The following is a 20,704-nucleotide window of genomic DNA, read 5'->3' as shown; positions in this document are numbered from 1 at the left end:
TCCCCGTGCATCCCGATCCGGGATGCACTCAGCCCTCGGCGATCACCGCGAGCACGCCCGCGCCGTAGCGCTCCACCTTGGCGACGCCGATGCCGGACACCGCGCCCAGCTCGGCCGGCGTCGTCGGGCGGCGCTGGGCCAGCTCGCGCAGCGTCGCGTCGTGGAAGACGACGTACGCGGGCACGCCCTGCTCCTTCGCCGTCGCGGCCCGCCAGGCCCGCAGGCGCTCGAACAGCGCGGTCTGCCCGGCGTCGAGGTCCGCGGCCACGGCCGCGGTGCCGGCGGCCCGGCGGCTCCGCGCGGGCTTCGTCGCCCGGGCCGGTGCCCGGCGGAGCGCGACCGTCCGGGCGCCGGAGAGCACGTCCGCGCTGGCCGGCGTCGTGCGCAGGGTGCCGTAGCCGTCGCCGTCCACCCCGACCAGCCCCTGCGCGAGCAGCTGCCGGACGACGCCGCGCCACTCGCCGTCGGACAGGTCCGCGCCCACGCCGAACACGGACAGCGACCGGTGGCCCAGCTGCTCGACGCGCGGGGTCGCCTTGCCGAGCAGCACGTCGATGAGGTGCCCGGCACCGAATCGCTGCCCGCGCTCGCGCTCCAGGCGCACGATGGCGGACAGCAGCTTCTGCGCCGCGACGGTCCCGTCCCAGGTCTCGGGCGGCTCGAGGCACGTGTCGCACGCGCCGCACGGTCCGGACTCCTCGCCGAAGTACGCGAGCATCTGCGCACGCCGGCAGGTCACCGTCTCGCAGAGCGCGAGCATCGCGTCGAGGTGCGCGCTCAGCCGGCGCCGGTGCGCGGCGTCGCCCTCGGAGGAGTCGATGAGCCGACGCTGCTGCACCACGTCCTGCAGGCCGTACGCGAGCCACGCCGTCGACGGCAGCCCGTCACGGCCGGCCCGGCCGGTCTCCTGGTAGTAGCCCTCGACCGACTTGGGCAGGTCCAGGTGCGCGACGAACCGCACGTCGGGCTTGTCGATGCCCATCCCGAACGCGATGGTCGCGACCATGACCAGGCCGTCCTCGCGCAGGAACCGCGACTGGTTCGCCGCGCGCACGGCCCGGTCCAGGCCCGCGTGGTACGGCAGCGCCGGCACGCCGTGCGCGCTGAGGTACTCGGCCGTCTGCTCCACCGACGCGCGGGACAGGCAGTAGACGATCCCCGCGTCCCCGGCGTGCTCGGTGCGGATGAGGTCGAGCACCTGCGCGCGTGGGTTGTCCTTGGGCACGATCCGGTAGGTGATGTTGGGCCGGTCGAAGCTCGCGACCACCTGCCGTGCGTCGTGCAGCGCGAGGCGCTCGACGATCTCGGTGCGGGTCGCGTGCGTGGCGGTCGCGGTGAGCGCGACGCGCGGCACCCCCAGCCAGCGCTCGTGCAGTACCGACAGCTGGAGGTACTCCGGCCGGAAGTCGTGCCCCCACTGGGACACGCAGTGCGCCTCGTCGATCGCGAAGAGCGCGATGGTCCCGCGGTCGAGCAGCGCCATCGTCGAGGGCACGAAGAGGCGCTCCGGCGCGAGGTAGAGCAGGTCGAGCTCGCCCGCCAGGAACGCGCGCTCGACGGCGGCCCGCTCGTCCGGCCGCTGCGTCGAGTTGAGGAACCCGGCGGCGACGCCGAGCGCGGACAGGGCGTCCACCTGGTCCTGCATCAGTGCGATGAGCGGGGAGATCACGACGCCGGTCCCCGGCCGCACCAGCGAGGGCACCTGGTAGCAGAGCGACTTGCCGCCTCCCGTGGGCATGAGGACGAGCGCGTCGCCCCCGGCCACGACCGTGTCGACGACCTCGGCCTGCGCGCCGCGGAACGCCTCGTAGCCGAAGACCCGGTGCAGCACCTCGAGCGGGTCGGTGGCCAGGGGTGCGCGGGCGCCCGACGGCGTCGCAGGAGCAGCGTGACCGCTCGGCGCCGGCCCGGTCGCGGGTCCGGTCACGGCAGGCGGCCCGGCGGGCGGAGCGTCGTCGAACTCCGGGTCGTAGGGCGGCTCGAGCAGCGCCCAGCCGTCGGCCACGTCCAGGGAGTTCACCCCGACACCCTACGAGCCACCCCCGACGGCGCCGCCCCCGTCGATGCCGCCCCGTCGATGCGGTCGATGCCGCGCCGGTCAGCAGATCGGGTTGCCCCGCGAGTCCGGGACGCCGGACTTCCGGTACACGTACGTGCGGACCTGGTCGCGCCACTCGCGGGCGCTGCGCTCCTGCTCGACGAGACGCGCGGCGACGCGGTCGTGCACGTCGTCGGGCACACGACCGCGCAGCGCTGCCCACTCCGCGATCATCTCGACCGTCCGCGCGTGGCCGTCCCACCGCGAGTCGTAGACGTGCTGGGCCACCGTGGCTCCCGACCGCAGGCGGTGCTCCCACGGCACGTGGTGGAAGAAGAGGAGCAGCTCGTCGGGGCATGTCTCGAGCGACTCGTACGTCTCGCGCCAGGGCGACGGGTACTGCCCCGCATAGCCGGTTCCGGTGGCGAGCGTCCGGTCCACGCCGATGCCGTCGCGGTCGGCGAAGTGGTACGTGCCCCACTGGCTGTACTCGTAGCCGTCCACGCTCGGGCCGTCGTGGCTGCCCGGCGTCACCATGAACCCGACGCCGAGCGGCGCCGTGTAGCTCTCGTAGACGCGACCGGAGTCGTCCATGAGGCGGTGCAGCGCCGCCACCACCGCGTCGTCGTCGCCGAAGGTCAGGCGGGCCCACTCGTCGAGCGCGGCCTCCGGCGCCAGGCCGGGGTCCCACGCGAGGCGGCCGAACGCGTACAGGTTCGCCTGCGCGAGCGGGTGGCCGGTCCAGTGCTCGTCGGTCCCGACGTTCGACACGCCGACGACGCCCGCCGCCCGCCCGCCCGCACCGGCGCCCGCGCGAGCCGGCCCGCGCCCGCCGACGACGTCCGCCACGCTCGGGCCGTCGGCCCCCCAGAACCGGAAGCCGAGGACCTCCGACCACTGCGTGCCCAGGTAGCACACGTGCTTCTGCTGCCCGGTGTACTCCTGCGTCACCTGCAGCTCGACCGCCACCCGCGTGCGCGGCATGGCGGCGATCACGGGCGAGACGGGCTCGCGCGTCTGGAAGTCCATCGGCCCGAACTTCACCTGGAGCACCACGTTCTCGTCGAACCGCCCGTCGAGCGGCGCGAAGTGGTCGTGGGCGGCGCGGGCCCGGTCGGTGGACCTGTCGCGCCAGTCCTGCCGGTGGTCGTAGACGAACGCCCGCCAGAAGACCGTGCCGCCGTGCGGCGCGAGCGCGCGGGCGAGCAGGTTGGCGCCGTCGGCGTGGTCGCGGCCGTTCGCGAACGGGCCGGGCTGGCCCTCGGAGTCCGCCTTGACGACGTAGCCGCCGAAGTCCGGCACGGCCGCGTACACGGCGGCCGTCGCCGCCGACCACCACCGCTGCACCGCCGGGTCGAGCGGGTCGGCCGTGGGCAGCCCGCCCACCGTCATCGGGGCCGCGAACGAGACCGACAGGTAGAGCCGGATGCCGTACGCCCGGAAGGCCTCCGCGAGCCGGGCGACGCCGGGCAGGTGCTCGGTCAGCAGCCGCGCCTCCGTCGGTCCGACGTTCACGTTGTTCACCGCGACCGCGTTGACCCCCGTGGCGGACAGCAGACGCGCGTACGCCCGGACCCGTCCGAGGTCGGCCGCGCCGTCGCGCACCCGGCCGTCCGAGAAGAACAGCGAACCGCCCGCGTACCCGCGCTCGACCTGTCCCATGACCGGGTGGACGACCATGTTGTCCCAGTGGTCGAGCATCCGGATCGGCTCGGCCGGCGCGAACGCGCCGACCACGCGCGCGGGCGCGCCGCCGTCCGCCGCGAAGGCTGCCTCGCCGTACCGGACCACGTGCCACAGGCCCTGGAGCAGCCCGTACCCGGTCGCCGCGCGCACCGTGAGCGAGCCGGCCGACCGCTCGACGGTGAAGCCCTCCGGGCCGACGGGGCGGGCGTCGGCCGCCACCGCCAGGATCAGGTCCGCCGGCGCCTCGTCGTCGACCACCGCGCCGCCCCAGCGTGCCGTGGCGGCGGCCACCTCGGCCCGCACCGTGCCCACGAGCGGCCCGGAGCCCGCCACCCGCACCCGCCGACGGCCGAGCGCTGCGAGCGCCCCGTCCGGCAGCCAGGCGGGCGACCAGGTCGGCGACCAGGTCGGCGACGCGGCGATCGGCCCCCGCGCGTCCGCCGCGTCACCAGTCATGGACGGTCCCGTCCTTGAGCCTGGTGAACGGGAGGTACGCCGCCTGGTACGGGAAGCGCGAGGCTGCGTCGTCGTCGTACTCGACGCCCAGGCCAGGGTGCTCGCCCGGATGCAGGTACCCGCCCTCCCACCTGAACGACGTCCGGAACACGGACTCCGTCGCGCCGGAGTGCTGCATGTACTCCTGGATGCCGAAGTTGTGGATCGCGAGGTCCAGGTGCAACGCCGCGGCCATGCCCACCGGGGAGACGTCGGTGGGCCCGTGCAGCCCGGACTTGATCTGGTACTGCGCCGCCGCGTCGAGGATCCGGCGCAGCGCCGTGATCCCGCCGGCGTGCGTCACGGAGGACCGCACGTAGTCGATGAGCTGCTCGCGGAGCAGCGTCTGATAGTCCCAGACGGTGTTGAACACCTCGCCGATGGCGAGCGGCGTGGTCGTGTGGGCGCGGACGAGGCGGAGCGTCTCCTGGTTCTCGGCGGGCGTGCAGTCCTCGAGCCAGAACAGGTCGTAGGGCTCGAGCGCCTTGCCCAGGCGTGCCGCCTGGATCGGCGTGAGCCGGTGGTGCGCGTCGTGCAGCAGCGGCAGCGCGGGCCCGAACTCGTTCCGGACGGCCTCGAGCACACCCGGGACGTGGCGCAGGTAGGCGGCGGAGTCCCAGTCCTCCTCGGCGGGCAGCGGCGCGCGCTGGGCGGGCTCGTAGTCGTAGCGGCCCGACGTGGAGGGCCGGGCCGACACGCCGTAGACCTTGTCGATGCCCGGGACGGCGGTCTGCACGCGGATCGCGCGGAAGCCCTCCGCCAGCTGCGCGCGGATCGAGTCGAGGAGCTCGGGGACGTCGCGGCCGGACGCGTGGCCGTACGCCATGATCCCCGTCCGCGAGGCGCCGCCGAGGAGCTGGTGCAGCGGCATCCCGGCAAGGCGCGCCTTGATGTCCCACAGCGCCATGTCGACGGCGGCGATCGCGCTCATCGTCACCGGCCCGCGCCGCCAGTACGCGCTGCGGTAGAGGAGCTGCCAGGTGTCCTCGATCCGGTGCGCGTCCCGGCCGAGCAGCAGGGGCACCACGTGGTCGGTGAGATAGCTGGCCACGGCCAGCTCGCGCCCGTTGAGGGTGGCGTCGCCGAGGCCGACGACGCCGTCCTCGGTGACCACCCGCAGCGTGACGAAGTTGCGCCCCGGGCTCGTGACGAGCACCTCCGCCGAGCGGATCGCCGTACCGGCGGAGGTGCGGGCGGACGGGCCGGTCGGCGTGGCCGTCATCGGGCGTCCGTGCGGTCGACGGCGGGGTCCAGGGAGTCCACTCCGACACCCTACGAGCCACCCCCCGACGGCGGGGTCCCCACCGAGAGCAGGCGCTCACCCACAGCTGATGACCACGGCCGGTGGCGTGGCGACCGCCCCCTGCGCAGTCGCCACGCCACCGACCGTGAGCCACGTTCTCGCCGAGCCGGTCGATCAGAAGGGCCGCCCTCCACGGCCCCTCCGACCTGTACGACGCCCGAGGTCCCGGTTTCGTTGGGGCGGATCGCCAACCGGTTCCCGCGGCCCCGCCACTACCGTGGTGACGTGGATTCCTCGCCCTCGACCTCGTCCGCGCCGCACTGGCTCTCGCCCGACGACGACGCCGCCCCCGCGGGTGGCGCCCCGGCCCCCGAGGCCGGCGCCCTCCGGCTGCGCCCGGCCATGCCGCGCGACGTGCGAGCGATCCGCGACCTGGTCGACCCCTACGCCCGCGAGCGGATCCTCCTGCCCAAGGAGCTCGTCGGGTACTACGAGGCGGTCCAGGAGTTCCTCGTGGCCGAGGACGCGACCGGCGTCGTCGGGTGCGGTGCGCTGCACGTGATGTGGTCCGACCTCGGCGAGGTGCGCACGTTGGCCGTGCACCCGGGGCTGCGCCGCCGCGGCATCGGGCACGCGCTGCTCGTGGCACTGCTGGACCGGGCGCGCGACCTGGGCCTGGAGCGGGTCTTCTGCCTGACCTTCGAGGTCGACTTCTTCCGCCGGCACGGCTTCCACCCGATCCACGGCACGCCCGTGGACCCGGACGTCTTCGCCGAGCTGCTGCGCTCGCACGACGACGGCGTGGCCGAGTTCCTCGACCTGGCGCACGTGAAGCCGAACACCCTGGGCAACACCCGGATGCTCGTGCACCTGTAGTCGGTCGGGCGCCGCAGGTCAGTCCTGCACGCAGGTCAGTCCTGCACCGACGTCAGTCCTGCACGGCCTTGGCGATCGCGACCTGCCGCGTCAGCCAGTCGCGGTCGGGCTCCGTGCCTCGCGCGGCCGCGTCCTCGATCTCCCACAGCGCGTTCACCATCACCCGCACCACGGTCAGGTCCCGCGCGCGGTCGGCGTCCAGCCCGCCGACGTCGCACGCCAGCCACAGCCGGTGCCTCAGCGCCCCGCGCAGGTCGCCGCCGCCGACGGCCGTCGTCCACCGGTTCCACAGGAGCGGTGCCGGCTCCCAGTGCGGGTCGCCCGCCAGGGGCTTGGGGTCGATGGCCAGCCACGGCTCGCGCAGCGCGGTCAGCACGTTGCCGTCGTGCAGGTCGCCGTGCAGCAGCCGCGCGTCGACGCCCGGATCAGCCGAGAAGGCCCGCGCGAGCGAGGCCGCCTGCTCGACGTAGCGCCGCGGCACCGGCGCGCTGCGCGGCAGCGCCGCGAGCCCGTCCGACCAGCGCGCGAGGTGCGTCGACAGCCGCGGCGTCTGCGGCAGCGCCGGCACGTGCAGGCGCGGGTACAGGCCGGCGACCACGCGCACGGCGTCGTCGGTGGGCAGGTCCCGCAGGTCGCGCGGTCTGAGGCGCTCGAGCAGGAGTGCGAACCGGTGCGGGTCGGCCCGCAGCAGCGCCACGGCGCCGCGCCCGCCCCAGCGCCGCAGCGCGAGGTGCTCGGTCTCCGCCTCGGGGTGCGGGAACGTCAGCTTCAGGACGGCGCGCGTGCCCTCCTGCGTGCGCACCGGCAGGACGAGCGCGCAGCGGCCGTGCATCGGCGGGCCGTCCGGCGTGAGCGCCCACTCGGCCAGGACCTCTGCGGCCAGCCGCGGGAGGCGCTCCAGCCAGTCGGCCCACGCGGGCCCGCGCGCGGCGTCGGCGAGGCCGGCGGGGATCGCCGGCAGCTCGGCGGGCTCGGGCGCGGGCGTCACGGCGTCACTCCGGCAGCCCGTAGCCGTCGCCGGCGCGCGCGACCAGCCCGTCCGCGAGCAGCCCGGCGAGCGCGCGGGCCCGCTGCTCGGCGTCGTGCGGCCACGCCGCGGTGAGCGCGCCCTCCCCGACGGGCCCGACGGCGTCACGCAGCACGGCCATGATCCGGCCGCGTGCCTGCCGGTCGGTGCCGGTCCACGCCTGGGTGCGGGGCGCCGTCGTCGGCGGGGGAGACCCGGCCGCGCGCCACGCGCACGACGACGCCACCGGGCACGCCGCGCAGCGCGGCGCCCGGGCGGTGCAGACGAGCGCGCCGAGCTCCATCACGGCCTGCGACCAGGCCGCCGCCCGCGCGTCGTCGGCGGGCCAGACGGCGTCGGCCCGCGACTGCTCGCCGCGGGTCAGGTGCGCCGGGGGGAGCCCCTGGCCGCCGAGGGTCCGCGCGAGGACCCGGCGCACGTTCGTGTCGAGGACCACCGCGCGTCGCCCGTGCGCGAAGGCCACCACGGCCGCGGCGGTGTAGGCGCCGATGCCGGGGAGCGCGCGCAGCTCGGCCTCCGTCGTCGGCAGCGCGCCGCCGTGGTGCTCGACCACGGCCCGGGCGCAGGCCGCCAGCCGCAGCGCCCGCCGCGGGTAGCCGAGCGTGCCCCACGCGCGCAGGACGTCGGCGGTGGGCGCCTCGGCGAGCGCGGCCGGCGTCGGCCAGCGGTCCAGCCACGCGCGCCAGACGGGCTCCACCCGCGCGACGGGCGTCTGCTGCAGCATCACCTCGCTGACGAGGACGCCCCACGGCGTCCGGTCGGACGCGCGCCAGGGCAGGTCGCGGGCGGCGCCCGGGTACCAGGCGAGAACGGGCGCGACCAGCCTCGCGTCGACGAGCCCCGCCTCGGCCAGCCTCGCCTCGGCCAGCCTCGCGTCGACGCCCGCCCGCTCGCCTGCCACCACGGATGCATCATCTCCCGGCTCGCGCCCGCCCCCGACGCGCGGGCCCTGGTCGCGCTCGCAGTGCCCGGCCGGCGCCCGACGCGCGGCGCGGCTCCCGGGGCGCGGCCGCGCGCGGCCGTACCTTGTGGCCAAGGAGGGGAGACGACGATGAGCACCGTCCTGCGGGGCCTCGAGCCGCAGCCCCGGTGGGTCTACTGGATCCGCCGGGCCGTGGTGGCGCTTGCCGCGCTCCTCGTGCTGGTGCTCATCTGGGCGATCTTCCTGCGCGGTGACGGCGGCAGCGACGAGCCGACCGACCCGGCGGCCGAGCCCGCGGTCGGCGAGACCGAGGCCGCGGACGCCCCGGACACCTCAGACACCACGGCGTCCCGCGCGTGCGCGGCCGGTGACCTGCAGCTCGCCCTCACCAGCGACGCCACGAGCTATGCCCCGGGTGCCACGCCCACGTTCGCCGTGACGCTCACCAACGCCGCCGACTCCAGCTGCACCGTCGACGCGGGGAACGCGTCGGTCGAGGTGGTCGTGACCTCGGGCTCGGACCGCATCTGGTCCTCGCTGGACTGCGCGGTCGAGGGCGCCGAGGGGGCGGAGCGGATGCTCCTGCTGGCGACGGGCGCCCAGGAGGCGGCCAGCGTCCCGTGGGCCCGCGTGCGGTCCGACGCGACGTGCTCGTCCGGCCTGCCGGAGCCGCGCGCCGGGACCTACCACGCGAAGGCGACGCTCGTCGGCGCGGAGAGCAACGACCTGGTCTTCACGCTGGAGTGAACCCACCCTCTCGAGTGGAGCGAAACGGGAGCAGGACGTTCCACTCGGGGGTGGATCACAGCAGGTTCGCTCCACTCGGTGGGGTGGAGGAACGGGACGCGCGCGTCAGACGTAGCGCTCGAGGATGCTCGACTCCGCCAGGCGGGACAGGCCCTCGCGGACCGCGCGGGCGCGCTGCTCGCCGACGCCGTCGACGGCCATGAGCTCGTCGATGCCCGCGGCCAGCAGCTTCTGCAGGCCGCCGAAGTGGCCGACCAGCCGGTCGACGATCGCGCCCGGCAGGCGCGGCACCCGCGACATGAGCCGGTAGCCGCGCGGGGCGACGGCGCCGTCGAGCGAGTCGTCGGGGCCGACCAGGCCGAGGATGCGCGCGATGTGGGCGAGGTCGAGCAGCTCGTTGGAGTCGAGCGTGGCGAGCGCCGCCTGCACCTCGGCGTGGTGCTTGCCGCCCTTGCCCGGGTCCACGTAGTCGCGGATCACGAGCTGACGGTCCGAGCCGATGCCCCCCACGAGCTCGTCGAGCTGCAGCGCCATGAGGCGCCCGTCGGTGCCGAGCTCGACGACGTAGCCGTCGATCTCCTCGGAGATGCGGCGGACCATCTCGAGCCGCTGCACGACGGCGGCGACGTCACGCACCGTGACGAGGTCCTCGATCTCGAGCGCGGACAGCGTGCCGCTGACCTCGTCCAGGCGGGCCTTGTAGCGCTCGAGGGTCGCCAGCGCCTGGTTCGCGCGCGACAGGATGACGTCGGTCTCCTCGAGCACGTACCGCGAGCCGCCCACGTACAGCGCGACGATCCGCATCGACTGGCTCACGGAGATCACCGGGAAGCCCGACTGCTTCGCGACGCGCTCGGCGGTGCGGTGCCGGGTGCCGGACTCGGTGGTCTCGATCGTCGGGTCGGGCAGCAGCTGGACGGCCGCGCGCACGATCCGGGCCGCGTCCCGGTCGACGATGACGGCGCCGTCCATCTTCGCGAGCTCCCGCAGGCGGGTCGCGGAGAACGGCACGTCGAGGATGAAGCCGCCGGAGCACATGGCGTCGACCACCCGGTCGTGGCCGAGCACGATGAGTGCGCCGGTCCGGCCACGCAGGATGCGCTCGAGCCCGTCGCGCAGCTCGGTTCCGGGGGCGACGGCCGCCAGGGTGGCGCGCAGGGTCTCCTCGGCGCTCCGCTCGGTGGTGACCACGGCCCAAGGGTACGCGTGCACCCCCCGCCGAGGCGCGGACCACCCGCCCGACGCGCGGGCGCGGGAGTCCGTTTTCCCCGGGCTCAGTCCTTCTGCCCGCCAGGCGTGCGGGCGAGCCGGACGGCGTGCCTGACGTCGCGCGCCTCCAGCACCGTCATGCCCTCGGGTGCCGACGCCTCGGCGAGCGCGCCCGCCGGCACGACGGCGACCCGGAACCCGAGTCGTCGCGCCTCCGCGAGCCGCCGCTGCAGCCCGACGACGGCGCGCACCTCACCGGCGAGCCCGACCTCCCCGAACGCGACGAGCCCGGGCACGACGGGGACGTCGTCGGCGCTGCCCGCAACGGCGAGCGCGAGCGCGAGGTCGGCGGCCGGCTCGACCACGCGGGCCCCGCCGACGGTCGACGCGTAGACGTCCTTGTCGCCCATCGGGACGCCGCCGCGGCGCTGCAGGACGGCGAGCACCATCGCGAGGCGGCTGGAGTCGAGGCCGCTGGTGGTGCGTCGCGGGTTGCTGAGCAGCGTCGGCGCGACGAGCGCCTGGATCTCCGCGGCGAGCGGCCTGCGCCCCTCGAGCGTCACCGTGACGCACGTGCCGGGCACGTCGTGCACCGTCGTGGACAGGAACAGGCCGCTCGGGTCCGGCAGCTCGACCACGCCCGTGTCGGTGAGGTCGAAGCAGCCGACCTCGTCGGTCGCGCCGTACCGGTTCTTGCTCGCGCGGATGAGGCGCAGGCGCGAGTGCCGCTCGCCCTCGACCTGGCAGACCACGTCGACCAGGTGCTCGAGCGTGCGCGGCCCCGCGACGCTGCCGTCCTTGGTGACGTGCCCGACCAGCAGGGCGGGGATGCCGCGCTCCTTGGCCGCGGCGATGAGCGCGGCCGCGACCTCGCGCACCTGCCCGACGCCGCCCGGCGCGCCGTCGACCTGGACGGACGCGACGGTCTGCACGGAGTCCAGCACGAAGAGCTCGGGCTCGGTCGCCTCGAGGTGGCCCAGCACCGCCCCGAGGTCGGTCTCGGCGGCGAGCAGCAGGTGCGGGGACAGGGCCCCGATGCGCTCGGCCCGCAGGCGCACCTGCCCCGCCGACTCCTCGCCGGTCACGTAGAGCACGGGCCGTCCGGCCGACGCGACGCGCCCCGCGACGTCGAGCAGCAGCGTGGACTTGCCGACGCCAGGCTCGCCCGCGACCAGGACGACCGCGCCCGGCACGAGGCCGCCGCCCAGCACCCGGTCGAGCTCCCCGACGCCCGTCGGCCGGGCGCGCGCCGTCTCGACGTCGATCGCCGTGATGGGCCGGGCCGGGCCGCGCGTCGGCGCGGTCGCCACCGTGCGGGGGCCGGCCGTGGGTCCGGCGTCCTCGACGACGGAGCCCCACGTCTGGCACTCGCCGCACCGGCCGACCCACTTCGCGGCCGTCCAGCCGCACTCGGTGCAGACGTACCCCGGGCGCCCCGCCCGGGAGCCCCCCGACGCGCGGCCGCCTGCGGTGGCGGCACGCGCCGCGGTGGTGGACATGCGCCGACGGTACCGACCCCCGCCGACACCCCCGGGCCGCCACGCACAGCCCCCGGCCGGACCGGCCGCCGTCCCGCTCGGGGGAGAGCGAGCTCCCCGGCGACGCCCTCGCTCTAGGCTGACGCTCATGGTGGACCCGGAGCCCAGCGCCCCGGAACGCGAGGCGGCGCAGCGCCCGCGGGGCCGTCGTGCCCGCGGCGAGGACACCCGCGAGTCGATCATCGAGGCGGCCCGGGCCGAGTTCCTCGAGCGGGGGTACGCGGCGGGCAGCATGCGCGCGGTGGCGCGGCGGGCCGGCGTCGACCCGGCCCTGGTGCGGTACTGGTTCGACGACAAGCCGTCCCTGTTCGCGGCGTCGCTCATGGACGCGCGGATCAACCCGGCCCGCCTGGCCGAGCGCGTCGCGGCCGGCCCGATCGAGACCATCGGGACGCGGCTCCTGGAGACGGTTCTCAGCGTCTGGGAGTTCCCGGACGGCCAGGAGAAGATGCAGCTGCTGCTGCAGAGCGTCGCGACGGGGCACGACCTGCCGAGCTCGATCCGCGAGTACCTCATGACCGAGGTGTTCGCGCGCGTGCGGCCGATCGTCCCCGGCCCGGACGCGGACCTGCGCGTGAACCTCGCGATGTCGCACGTCGTCGGCCTCCTGCTGGCCCGGTACGTGGTCCGCCTGGAGCCGCTCGCGTCGGCCCCGGTCGCGGACGTCGTCGCCCAGGCGGGCCCGGTCATCTAGCGCTACTTCACCCCCGACGGGCCCTGATCCCTCACTCACGTGGTGCACTGTGGCGCCACCGTGCACCAGTTGGGCTGATTCGCCGCCACCGTGCACCACTCGAGTGGGTGTGGGCTCGCCGAGTGGGTGCGGGCTCGCCGTCGGCGTGGGGGGGTCCTAGGTCCTTTCGCCCGGCGCGGTCCCGGCGTAGATTTCCTCACATGAGGAATAACGACGACGGCGCACCAGCCGTCCGCGCCCGTGGCCTGCGCGTGGTGCGCGGCGGCCGTAAGGGCGTCGTGATCATCGACGGCATGGACCTCGACGTCCCCGCGGGGCAGCTCGTCGGCCTGCTCGGCCCGAGCGGCAGCGGCAAGACGACCCTGATGCGCGCCGTCGTCGGCGGCCAGGCGAACGTCACCGGCACGCTCGAGGTGCTCGGCCTCCCGGCCGGCGACGCGCGGCTGCGGCACCGCGTCGGCTACGTCACGCAGGCACCGAGCGTCTACGGCGACCTCACCATCCGCGAGAACCTGCGCTACTTCGCGCGCCTCATCGGGGCCCCGGAGGACGACGTCGCCCGGGTGCTCGCCGAGGTGGACCTCGCGCCCATCGCGGACCGCCGGGTGAGCGTGCTGTCGGGTGGTGAGCTCTCCCGCGTCTCCCTCGGCGCCGCCCTGCTGGGCCGGCCCGAGCTGCTCGTGCTCGACGAGCCCACCGTCGGCCTGGACCCGGTGCTGCGGCGCGACCTGTGGAAGCTCTTCCGCGGCCTCGCCGAGCGCGGGACCTCGTTGCTGGTGTCGAGCCACGTCATGGACGAGGCGACGCGCTGCGACCGGCTGGTCCTCATGCGCCAGGGCCGGGTGCTCGCGGACGCGACGCTCCCCGAGCTGCTCGAGCGCACGGGCGCCGAGGACGCCGACGGCGCGTTCCTCGCCCTGGTCGACGCGGCCGGGAAGGAGGCGGCGGCGTGATCACCACCCTGACCCTCTCGACGGCGGCCCGAGTGCTGCGCCACGACCGCCGGACCATCGCGCTGATCCTCGTCGTGCCCTGCTTCCTCATGGGCATCGTCGCGTGGATGTTCTCCGACACCCCGATGGTCATCGACCAGTTCGGCCCGCTGCTGCTCGGCGTCTTCCCGATGTTTGTGATGTTCCTCATCACCAGCGTCGCGACCCTGCGCGAGCGCCAGAGCGGCACGCTCGAGCGCCTCATGACGACGCCGATCCGGCGGGCCGACTTCGTGCTCGGCTACGCGCTCGCGTTCGCCGTGCTGGCCACGCTCCAGGGCCTCGTCCTGACGGGCTTCGCCATCTGGGTGTGCGGCATGGACGCCCAGGGCGACCTGTGGCTCATCGTCGCGGTCGCGGTGCTCGACGCGGTGCTCGGCTGCGTCCTGGGCCTGGCGGCCTCCGCGCTCGCGAACACCGAGTTCCAGGCCGTGCAGATGATGCCGCTGTTCATCATCCCGCAGCTGCTCACGGGCGGGCTGCTGATGCCCCGCGACCAGATGCCGCAGGCGATCGAGTGGTTCTCCCGCGCGATGCCGCTGACCTACGGCATGGAGTCGCTACAGGACCTCGCCCGCGGGGCCGAGCTCGGCGACATCGCCGGCGCCGTCGGCGCGATCGGTGCGTTCATCGTCGCCTCGCTCGCCCTCGCCATCACCACGCTGCGCCGTCGGACGCCCTGACGCGCGGCGGCCGTGCTCGCGCGGCACGCGCCCACGCGCCCCGGTCCGCACGGGAGCAGGCCCTAGGCTGGCGCCCAGGATCGGTGGGGGAGGACGCATGAGCAGCACCGGTGGCGGCGAGGGCCGTTGGCCGTTCGACCGGGTCAGCGACGGCACGGGCGGCACGCCGCAGTGGTCGGCGCAGCCGCCGCAGCCCGCGCAGAGCCCGCAGCCCGCGCAGCCGCCGCAGCCGCAGTGGTCCGCGCAGCCCCCGCAGCCCGGGCAGCCGCCCGTCCGCCAGTCGGTGTCCGCGCACGCGTCGCAGCCGCCCTCACGCCCGGTCGTCCCCGAGCCCGCGGGCTGGGGCACCGGCGCTCCCGCCCAGCAGCCTGCCGCGCGGTCGGGCTTCGGTGTGCACGCCGGGACGACGTCCGCCGGGGCGGGGTCGGCGCAGCCGCCCGCCTCGCGCCGGGACGCCGCGGCGACGCCGCCGCGCCGCCGTCGGCCGCCGCTGTGGCTCCTCATCGTCATCGGGGTGGTCGTGGTCGGCGGGATCGTCGCCGCCGTGCTGCTGCTGACCGGGCAGGACGAGCCGGAGGCGCCGCCCGCCGCGACCGTCACGCTGCCCGTGCCGACCCCGACGATCGACCCGATCCAGCGCGAGCCCGGCACGCCCTTCTTCGACGCGCTCCCGTCCACGGTGCTCCAGTACGTCCTCACCGAGACCGGCGAGAGTGAGGACCTGCTGCTCGGCGGCGCGCTCGAGGGCTACCGCCTCGTCTACTCCGACGGCGGCGCGACGACGCTGACGGTCCTCGCGGGGCAGTGGGCCGACGCCACGGGGCCTCAGGCCCGGCTCGACGGCGTGCTGGCGCAGGTCACCGGCGAGGTCGGCGAGGTCCCCGAGGCCGGTGCCGCCGGCACGGCGGACGACGCCGAGGAGCCCGCCGAGGACGAGGACGGCGCAACCGCGACGCCCACCGAGGAGCCGCTGCCGTCGCCCGAGCAGGGCCCCGTGCAGGTCGACGGCCAGGACGTGGGCCGCTACGTATTCCTGCCGCGCGCGGACGGCACCGGCACGCTCTGGTGGACCAACACGACGGTGTTCGTGCAGCTGGACGGCCCGTGGTCCGCGCTGCGCGACGTGTTCACGGCGTTCTCGCTGTGACCGCCGCAGGACCGGAGGAGGGCGCCGCGCGACGCGTCGCCGTGCTCGGTGGCGGCGTGATGGGTGAGGCCCTCGTCGGCGCGGTGCTGCGCGCGGGCGTGCCCGCCGCCGGCGTCGTCGTCGCCGAGAAGGCGACCGCCCGCGCGGCCGAGGTCGCCGAGCGCCACGGCGTCTCCACCACGGCCGACGCCGCCACGGCCGTCCGGGGCGCCGACGTCGTGATCGTGGCCGTCAAGCCGCAGGACGTCGCCGCGGCGCTCGCCGCGGCCGGGCCGGACCTGGCAGCGGGTGCGATCGTCGTCTCCGTCGCGGCCGGGCTGCCCCTCGCGTTCTACGAGGAGCGGCTGCCCGCGGGGACGCCCGTCGTGCGCGTCATGCCCAACACGCCCGCCGTCGTCGGCAAGGGCGCGAGCGGGCTCGCCGGGGGGACCGCCGCGACGCGCGAGCACGTCGCCCTCGCGCGCGAGCTGCTCGCCGCGACTGGCCTGGTGGTCGAGGTCCCCGAGCACCACCTCGACGCGGTGACCGCCGTCTCGGGCTCCGGCCCGGCCTACGTCTTCTACCTGGTCGACGCGCTCGCGGAGGCCGGCGTGCTGCTCGGGCTCCCGCGCGCGCAGGCGCTCGAGCTCGCCGTGGCCACGTTCGAGGGCTCCTCGGCGCTGCTCGCCCAGTCCGGCGAGCACCCCGTGGTGCTGCGCGAGCGGGTGTCGTCGCCCGGCGGGACCACCGTCGCGGCGCTGCGCGAGCTCGACGCCCACGGCGTGCGCGCCGCGGTCCTGGCCGCCGCGGAGGCTGCGCGTGACCGGTCGCGGCAGCTCGCCGCCGAGGCCAGCGGCCCGGCGTCGGGCGCCCCGGCGTCGGGCTCCACCACGGGCGGGGGCGCAACCCCCCGGTGAATCCCGTCCGGCCGCCGGCCATGAGCGACGTCGCCGCCCGCGCCGGCGTCTCCCACCAGACCGTCTCGCGCGTCCTCAACGACCACCCGAACGTGCGTCCCGCGACGCGCGAGCGGGTGCTCGCGGCGATCGCCGAGCTCGGCTACCGGCGCAACCCCGCGGCGCGCGCCCTCGTCACGCGCCGCAGCGGCACCATCGGCGTGATGTCCTCGGGCTCGGCGCTGTTCGGCCCGAGCTCCACCCTCATCGCCGTCGAGGGCGCCGCGCGCGACGCGGGCCTGTTCGTCAGCGTCGCGACCATCGCCAAGTGGGAGGTCGAGCCGGTCTCCGCCGCGCTCGAGCACTTCCTGGACCAGGGCGTGGACGCGGTCGTCGTCATCGCCGCGCACGACGACGCCGTGGAGGCCGTCCGGTCCTTCACCGGCCGCGTCCCCGTGGTCATGGTGGGCCCGCCCTCGCTGCCATCGCCCCTGCACGTGGTCTCGGGCGACCAGTACCGCGGTGCCCGACTCGCGGTGCGGCACCTGCTCGAGCTGGGCCACCGCTCGGTGCTGCACGTCGCGGGCCCGCTCGACTGGATCGACGCCCGGCGGCGCATCGACGGCTGGCGGGACGAGCTCGCGGCCGCAGGCCTCGAGGCGCCCGAGCCGGTCGCCGGCGACTGGACCGCGGCCCGCGGCTACGCCGTCGGGCGCGAGCTCGTCGCGTCCGGTGTGCCGTCGGCGGTCTTCACCGCCAACGACCAGCTCGCCCTCGGTCTGCTGCGCGCCTTCGCCGAGGCGGGCGTGCGCGTGCCGGACGACGTCTCGGTGGTCGGCTTCGACGACATCGAGGGCTCGGCGCACTTCTACCCGCCGCTGACGACCGTGCGGCAGGAGTTCGGCACCTGGGCCGCACGTGCATGGCCCTGGTGGTCTCGGTGCTGGGCGGCGAGGACGGGGAGTCCGTGCTCGTCCCGCCGAGCCTCGTGGTCCGCGCGAGCAGCGGCCCGCCGCGGGCCTGACCCGACGCGTCGCGTCGCGGGCCCGGCTCCCTCCCAGCCGGGCCCGCGACGCCGTCAGGCGCCGATCGCCAGGTCCCGGCGCCGGAAGGCCGCGAAGCCCACCGCGCCGAGCGCGAGCGCGACCGCCGTCAGCCACAGCACCGGCGTCGCCTCGAACGGGTCGGCCGGGACGAGCGGGACGTGCGTGAACGGCGAGACGTCGAGCACCCACTGCGGCAGGTCGAGCAGCGAGCCGAGCTGCCCGACGACGAGCGCCAGCGCCAGCGACGCCCACGCGAGCGGCCCGGACAGCCGGGGCAGCAGGCCGAAGAGCGCGAGGACGAACGCGCCGAGGGCGAACGTCGCGGGCAGCTGCACGAGGGCGCCGGTCAGCGGGTCGCCCATGACCGACCAGTCGCCGGCCGCCGCGCCGTAGGTGAGGCCGCTGGCCACGCCGGTCAGCGCGAGGATGACGGCCGTCCCCGCCGCCGCGATGAGGACGTGCCCGGCCAGCCACCGGCGCCGACCCGTGGCGGTCGCCAGGACCGGCTCGAGGCGCCCGGAGACCTCCTCGGCGCGCATCCGCAGCAGAGCCTGGACGGTGTAGCCGGCCGCCGCGATGCCGAAGATCGCCATCGAGAAGGCGAAGTACAGGTCGACCACGCCGGCGCCGGGGGAGAGCCGCTCGAGCAGCTCGTACATCTGCGCGTTCTCGCTGATCAGCTCCTCCGCGCTCTCGCCCATCGGGCCGAGCGCCGCGCCCATCGTCACGAGCCCGACGAGCCACGTCACGAAGATCCCGCGCTGGAGCCGCCACGCAAGGCCGAGGCTGTGCAGCAGGGTGGGCGCGGCGCAGCGCGGCCCCGTGCGCGCGGGGACCATGCCCGGCCCGACGTCACGGCGTGCGGCCAGCGCGACAGCGACGGCGACCAGGACGGCGGTGAGCGCCAGGAACAGCCCGGTGATCCACCAGTTGTCCTCGTAGTACGGCCGCATCTGCTGGCCCCAGCCGAGCGGCGACAGCCACGACGGCCACGCGCTCACGACGGCGACCCCGTTCGCGGCGACGTCGCCGAGCAGGTCGCCGACCGCCCGCACGAGGAAGGCGACGCCGAGGCCCACGCCCACGGCGGCGTTCGCGCCGCGCGCGGTGCTGAAGACCTGCGCCCCGATGCCGGCCAGACCCGCGAAGACCCAGCCCAGCCCCGCCACGGAGACGCCGGAGATGAGCGCCCCGGCGCCCGTGTAGCCGGTGCCGGCGAGCACGGCGGTGATGGTGGCCCCGAGGGCGACGTTCGCGCCGAGCGCCACGACAAGCGCGGCGGTGAGCCGCGCGTGGCGCCCGACGACGGCGGAACCGAGCAGCTCCGCGCGGCCGGTCTCCTCGTCCTGGCGCGTGTGCCGGACGACCGCCTGCGCGGTCATCAGGGCCGCCAGGATCGCGAGCACCTGGTAGCTCTCGACCATGACCATCGCGCCGAGGTCGTAGCCGGCCGCCGGTCCGTCGAACATGCGCGCCATCGGGTTGCCCGCGGCGAAGGCGGCGGTGCTCATCCGCTCGGCCTCGCCGCCGACGGTCGCCTCGTAGCTGCCGATGACCATCCAGGCGATCGCGGCGATGGACGCGATCCAGACCGGCAGGATGATGCGGTCCCTGCGCAGGGCCAGTCGCACCAGGCGGCCGGTGCCCGCGAGCGGGCGCGACGTCGTGCGGGTCATCGTGCGGCCCCCGCATCCGCGTGCCGACGGCGGCCGCCCCGCGTGCGCGCGGCGCCGTCGTCGGCCGTGCCGTTGCTGGTGCCGTTCCCGTTGCCGTTCCCGGCCAGGGTGGCGAGCTCGTCGCCGTAGTGGCGCAGGAACAGCTCCTCGAGCGTCGGGGGTGCGCTGGTCAGCGCGACGACGCCGTGCTCGCCGATGTGCTTGATGACGGCGTCGAGCTGGTCGGCGGCGACCTCGAAGCGCGCGGTGTGCCCGCCGTCGCTGATCCGCACGTCGAAGACGCCCGGCGTCGTGTCGAGCCCGTCCAGGGGCTCGGTCGTGGTGACGTGCAGCGTCGTCCGGGTGAGGTGCCGCAGCGCGGTGAGGGAGCCGGACTCGACGATGCGACCGGCGCGGATGATCGACACGGTGTCGCACAGGGCCTCGGCCTCGGCGAGGATGTGGCTCGAGAGCAGGACGGTGCCGCCGCCCGCGGTGATCTCGCGGACGACGTCCTGGAACACCGTCTCCATCAGCGGGTCCAGGCCGCTGGTGGGCTCGTCGAGCAGGAAGAGTTCCACGTCGCTCGCCATGCCGGCGATGATCGCGACCTTCTGCCGGTTGCCCTTGGAGTACGCCGAGCACTTCTTGGTGGGGTCGAGCTGGAACCGCTCGACGAGCTCGTCGCGGCGCACGCGGTCGAGCGAGCCGCGCAGCGAGCCGAGCAGGTCGATCGCCTCGCCGCCGGAGAGGTTCGGCCACAGGTTGACGTCGCCCGGCACGTAGGCGAGCCGGCGGTGCAGCGCGACGGCGTCGCGCCACGGGTCGCCGCCGAGGAGGCGGGCGTGCCCGGCGTCCTTGCGCAGCAGGCCGAGCAGGACGCGGATGGTCGTCGACTTGCCGGAGCCGTTCGGGCCGAGGAAGCCGTGCACCTCGCCGGGCTCGACCGTCAGGTCCAGCCCGTCCAGCGCGCGCGTGCTGCCGAACGTCTTGACCAGACCCTCCACCTGGATGACGTGCTCCACTTGACTACCTCCGCGAATCTGACAGTGGGTGTCAACTGACAGTAGATCGCACTGAGAGCGAGTGTCAACGGAAAGTGACTGTCAATCGACAGTTTCGGTCAGACGTCGCGTAGCATGGCGGGATGGCGGACGACGGCAACGGCGGCGGGGGCGGCCTGCGCGAGCGCAAGCGGCTCGCCGCCATGCTGCGGATCCAGGCCGTCGCCCTGGACATGTTCGAGGCGCGCGGCTTCGACGACGTCACCGTCGAGGAGATCGCCGACGCCTCCGACGTCTCGCCGAGCAGCGTCTACCGGTACTTCGGGAGCAAGGAGGCGGTCGTCCTCTGGGACGAGTACGACCTCGTGATGGACGACTGGCTCATGGAGGGGATCGGCGACGACGTCCCGCTGGAGGGCCTCCGGCGGGTGGTGCTCGGCGCCGTCGCGGCGGTGACGCCCGAGCAGATGGACGTCGTCAGGCGCCGCATCACCCTCGTCCTGACGACGCCGGCGCTGGAGCAGGCGGCGACCGCGAGCACCTATGAGATGGCGGAGCTCGTCGGGCGGGTGCTCGCGGAGCGGCTCGGCCGGCCCGAGGTCGACCTCGAGGTGCAGGTCTTCTCGCACGCGTTCACGGGCGGCATCCTCGGGATGTTCCACCACTGGTACGGGACCGGTTACGCCGCGTCGCTCCAGGAGGTCGTCGAGCGGCTGTTCGAGATCTTCGCCGAGGGCCTGGACATCGTGACGGCGTCGGGTGCGCCCGGCGCCGTGGGCGCGGCCGCGACGGCCCGGTGACGGCAGGGACGGGCGTGCGCCCGGCTT

At 75.4% G+C, this 20,704-nt stretch carries 17 protein-coding genes; 9 read left to right on the top strand and 8 right to left on the bottom strand.

The genetic code is table 11. The features are described from left to right. Positions 1 to 28 precede the first annotated feature (28 nt). The 3 genes from recQ to manD form a co-directional block, all read right to left on the bottom strand. On the bottom strand, positions 29 to 2,011 hold the full coding sequence (gene recQ, locus AFE02nite_RS13725; protein ID WP_407643106.1) for a DNA helicase RecQ: 1,983 nt from the start codon (positions 2,009 to 2,011) through the stop codon (positions 29 to 31). A gap of 87 nt (positions 2,012 to 2,098) precedes the next feature. Further along, a complete protein-coding gene (locus AFE02nite_RS13720) occupies positions 2,099 to 4,180 on the bottom strand; it encodes an alpha-glucuronidase (protein ID WP_146819831.1) in 2,082 nt (693 codons plus the stop codon). Then, entirely contained in the window at positions 4,170 to 5,441 is a 1,272-nt protein-coding gene (manD, locus tag AFE02nite_RS13715) for a D-mannonate dehydratase ManD (protein ID WP_052114081.1), read from the bottom strand. Before manD ends, AFE02nite_RS13720 begins: the two co-directional genes overlap by 11 nt. 411 nt (positions 5,442 to 5,852) lie before the next feature. On the opposite strand from manD, the gene AFE02nite_RS13710 reads away from it, so the two are divergent. Next, the gene (locus AFE02nite_RS13710; RefSeq protein ID WP_261765650.1) at positions 5,853 to 6,338 is read left to right on the top strand and encodes an amino-acid N-acetyltransferase; all 486 of its coding nucleotides are present in this window, start codon (positions 5,853 to 5,855) and stop codon (positions 6,336 to 6,338) included. A gap of 52 nt (positions 6,339 to 6,390) precedes the next feature. Here the strand turns inward: AFE02nite_RS13710 and AFE02nite_RS13705 are convergent, their stop codons facing one another. Together AFE02nite_RS13705 and AFE02nite_RS13700 are read right to left on the bottom strand one after the other, a co-directional pair. After that, positions 6,391 to 7,326 (bottom strand): aminoglycoside phosphotransferase family protein, encoded by a 936-nt coding sequence (locus AFE02nite_RS13705; protein WP_222594398.1) that lies wholly within the window; start codon positions 7,324 to 7,326, stop codon positions 6,391 to 6,393. 4 nt (positions 7,327 to 7,330) lie between these two features. Further along, complete coding sequence (locus AFE02nite_RS13700; protein WP_407643105.1) at positions 7,331 to 8,218, bottom strand: HhH-GPD family protein; 888 nt, start codon at positions 8,216 to 8,218, stop codon at positions 7,331 to 7,333. 198 nt (positions 8,219 to 8,416) lie between these two features. Between AFE02nite_RS13700 and AFE02nite_RS13695 the strand changes: the two genes are divergently transcribed. Beyond that, positions 8,417 to 9,034: a hypothetical protein gene (locus AFE02nite_RS13695; RefSeq protein WP_034249225.1), complete on the top strand. Its 618-nt coding sequence runs from the start codon at positions 8,417 to 8,419 to the stop codon at positions 9,032 to 9,034. Positions 9,035 to 9,139: 105 nt separating this feature from the next. Here AFE02nite_RS13695 and disA read toward each other — a convergent pair whose 3' ends face one another. Both disA and radA read right to left on the bottom strand, forming a co-directional pair. After that, the gene (gene disA, locus AFE02nite_RS13690; RefSeq protein WP_034249227.1) at positions 9,140 to 10,225 is read right to left on the bottom strand and encodes a DNA integrity scanning diadenylate cyclase DisA; all 1,086 of its coding nucleotides are present in this window, start codon (positions 10,223 to 10,225) and stop codon (positions 9,140 to 9,142) included. Positions 10,226 to 10,308: 83 nt separating this feature from the next. Next, positions 10,309 to 11,742: a DNA repair protein RadA gene (gene radA / locus AFE02nite_RS13685; protein ID WP_146819829.1), complete on the bottom strand. Its 1,434-nt coding sequence runs from the start codon at positions 11,740 to 11,742 to the stop codon at positions 10,309 to 10,311. Between the two features lie 127 nt (positions 11,743 to 11,869). On the opposite strand from radA, the gene AFE02nite_RS13680 reads away from it, so the two are divergent. The 6 genes from AFE02nite_RS13680 (at position 11,870) to AFE02nite_RS13655 (ending at position 17,611) form a co-directional block, all read left to right on the top strand. Beyond that, complete coding sequence (locus tag AFE02nite_RS13680; protein ID WP_034249378.1) at positions 11,870 to 12,475, top strand: TetR/AcrR family transcriptional regulator; 606 nt, start codon at positions 11,870 to 11,872, stop codon at positions 12,473 to 12,475. A gap of 200 nt (positions 12,476 to 12,675) precedes the next feature. Then, positions 12,676 to 13,428 (top strand): ABC transporter ATP-binding protein, encoded by a 753-nt coding sequence (locus tag AFE02nite_RS13675; RefSeq protein WP_034249379.1) that lies wholly within the window; start codon positions 12,676 to 12,678, stop codon positions 13,426 to 13,428. Then, positions 13,425 to 14,150 carry an ABC transporter permease gene (locus AFE02nite_RS13670; RefSeq protein WP_034249381.1) on the top strand — a complete coding sequence of 242 codons (726 nt, stop codon included), beginning with the start codon at positions 13,425 to 13,427 and terminating at the stop codon, positions 14,148 to 14,150. Before AFE02nite_RS13675 ends, AFE02nite_RS13670 begins: the two co-directional genes overlap by 4 nt. Before the next feature lie 97 nt (positions 14,151 to 14,247). Further along, entirely contained in the window at positions 14,248 to 15,297 is a 1,050-nt protein-coding gene (locus AFE02nite_RS17470; protein ID WP_186814578.1) for a hypothetical protein, read from the top strand. After that, complete coding sequence (gene proC, locus AFE02nite_RS13660; RefSeq protein ID WP_261765624.1) at positions 15,294 to 16,193, top strand: pyrroline-5-carboxylate reductase; 900 nt, start codon at positions 15,294 to 15,296, stop codon at positions 16,191 to 16,193. The genes AFE02nite_RS17470 and proC overlap by 4 nt, the downstream gene beginning before the upstream one ends. Before the next feature lie 20 nt (positions 16,194 to 16,213). Then, the gene (locus tag AFE02nite_RS13655; protein ID WP_186814560.1) at positions 16,214 to 17,611 is read left to right on the top strand and encodes a LacI family DNA-binding transcriptional regulator; all 1,398 of its coding nucleotides are present in this window, start codon (positions 16,214 to 16,216) and stop codon (positions 17,609 to 17,611) included. 1,279 nt (positions 17,612 to 18,890) lie between these two features. Here AFE02nite_RS13655 and AFE02nite_RS13645 read toward each other — a convergent pair. Continuing rightward, positions 18,891 to 19,898, bottom strand: coding sequence for an ABC transporter ATP-binding protein (locus tag AFE02nite_RS13645; RefSeq protein WP_052113685.1), 1,008 nt, complete (start codon positions 19,896 to 19,898; stop codon positions 18,891 to 18,893). Positions 19,899 to 20,020: 122 nt separating this feature from the next. Between AFE02nite_RS13645 and AFE02nite_RS13640 the strand changes: the two genes are divergently transcribed. Next, positions 20,021 to 20,677, top strand: coding sequence for an acyl-CoA-like ligand-binding transcription factor (locus tag AFE02nite_RS13640; RefSeq protein ID WP_052113686.1), 657 nt, complete (start codon positions 20,021 to 20,023; stop codon positions 20,675 to 20,677). The last annotated feature ends 27 nt before the right edge of the window (positions 20,678 to 20,704 follow it).

This window comes from Actinotalea fermentans (assembly GCF_007991475.1).
Lineage (GTDB): Bacteria > Actinomycetota > Actinomycetes > Actinomycetales > Cellulomonadaceae > Actinotalea > Actinotalea fermentans.
The sequence above is the reverse complement of the archived record's forward strand: the minus strand, read 5'-3'. Positions and strand labels throughout refer to the sequence as shown.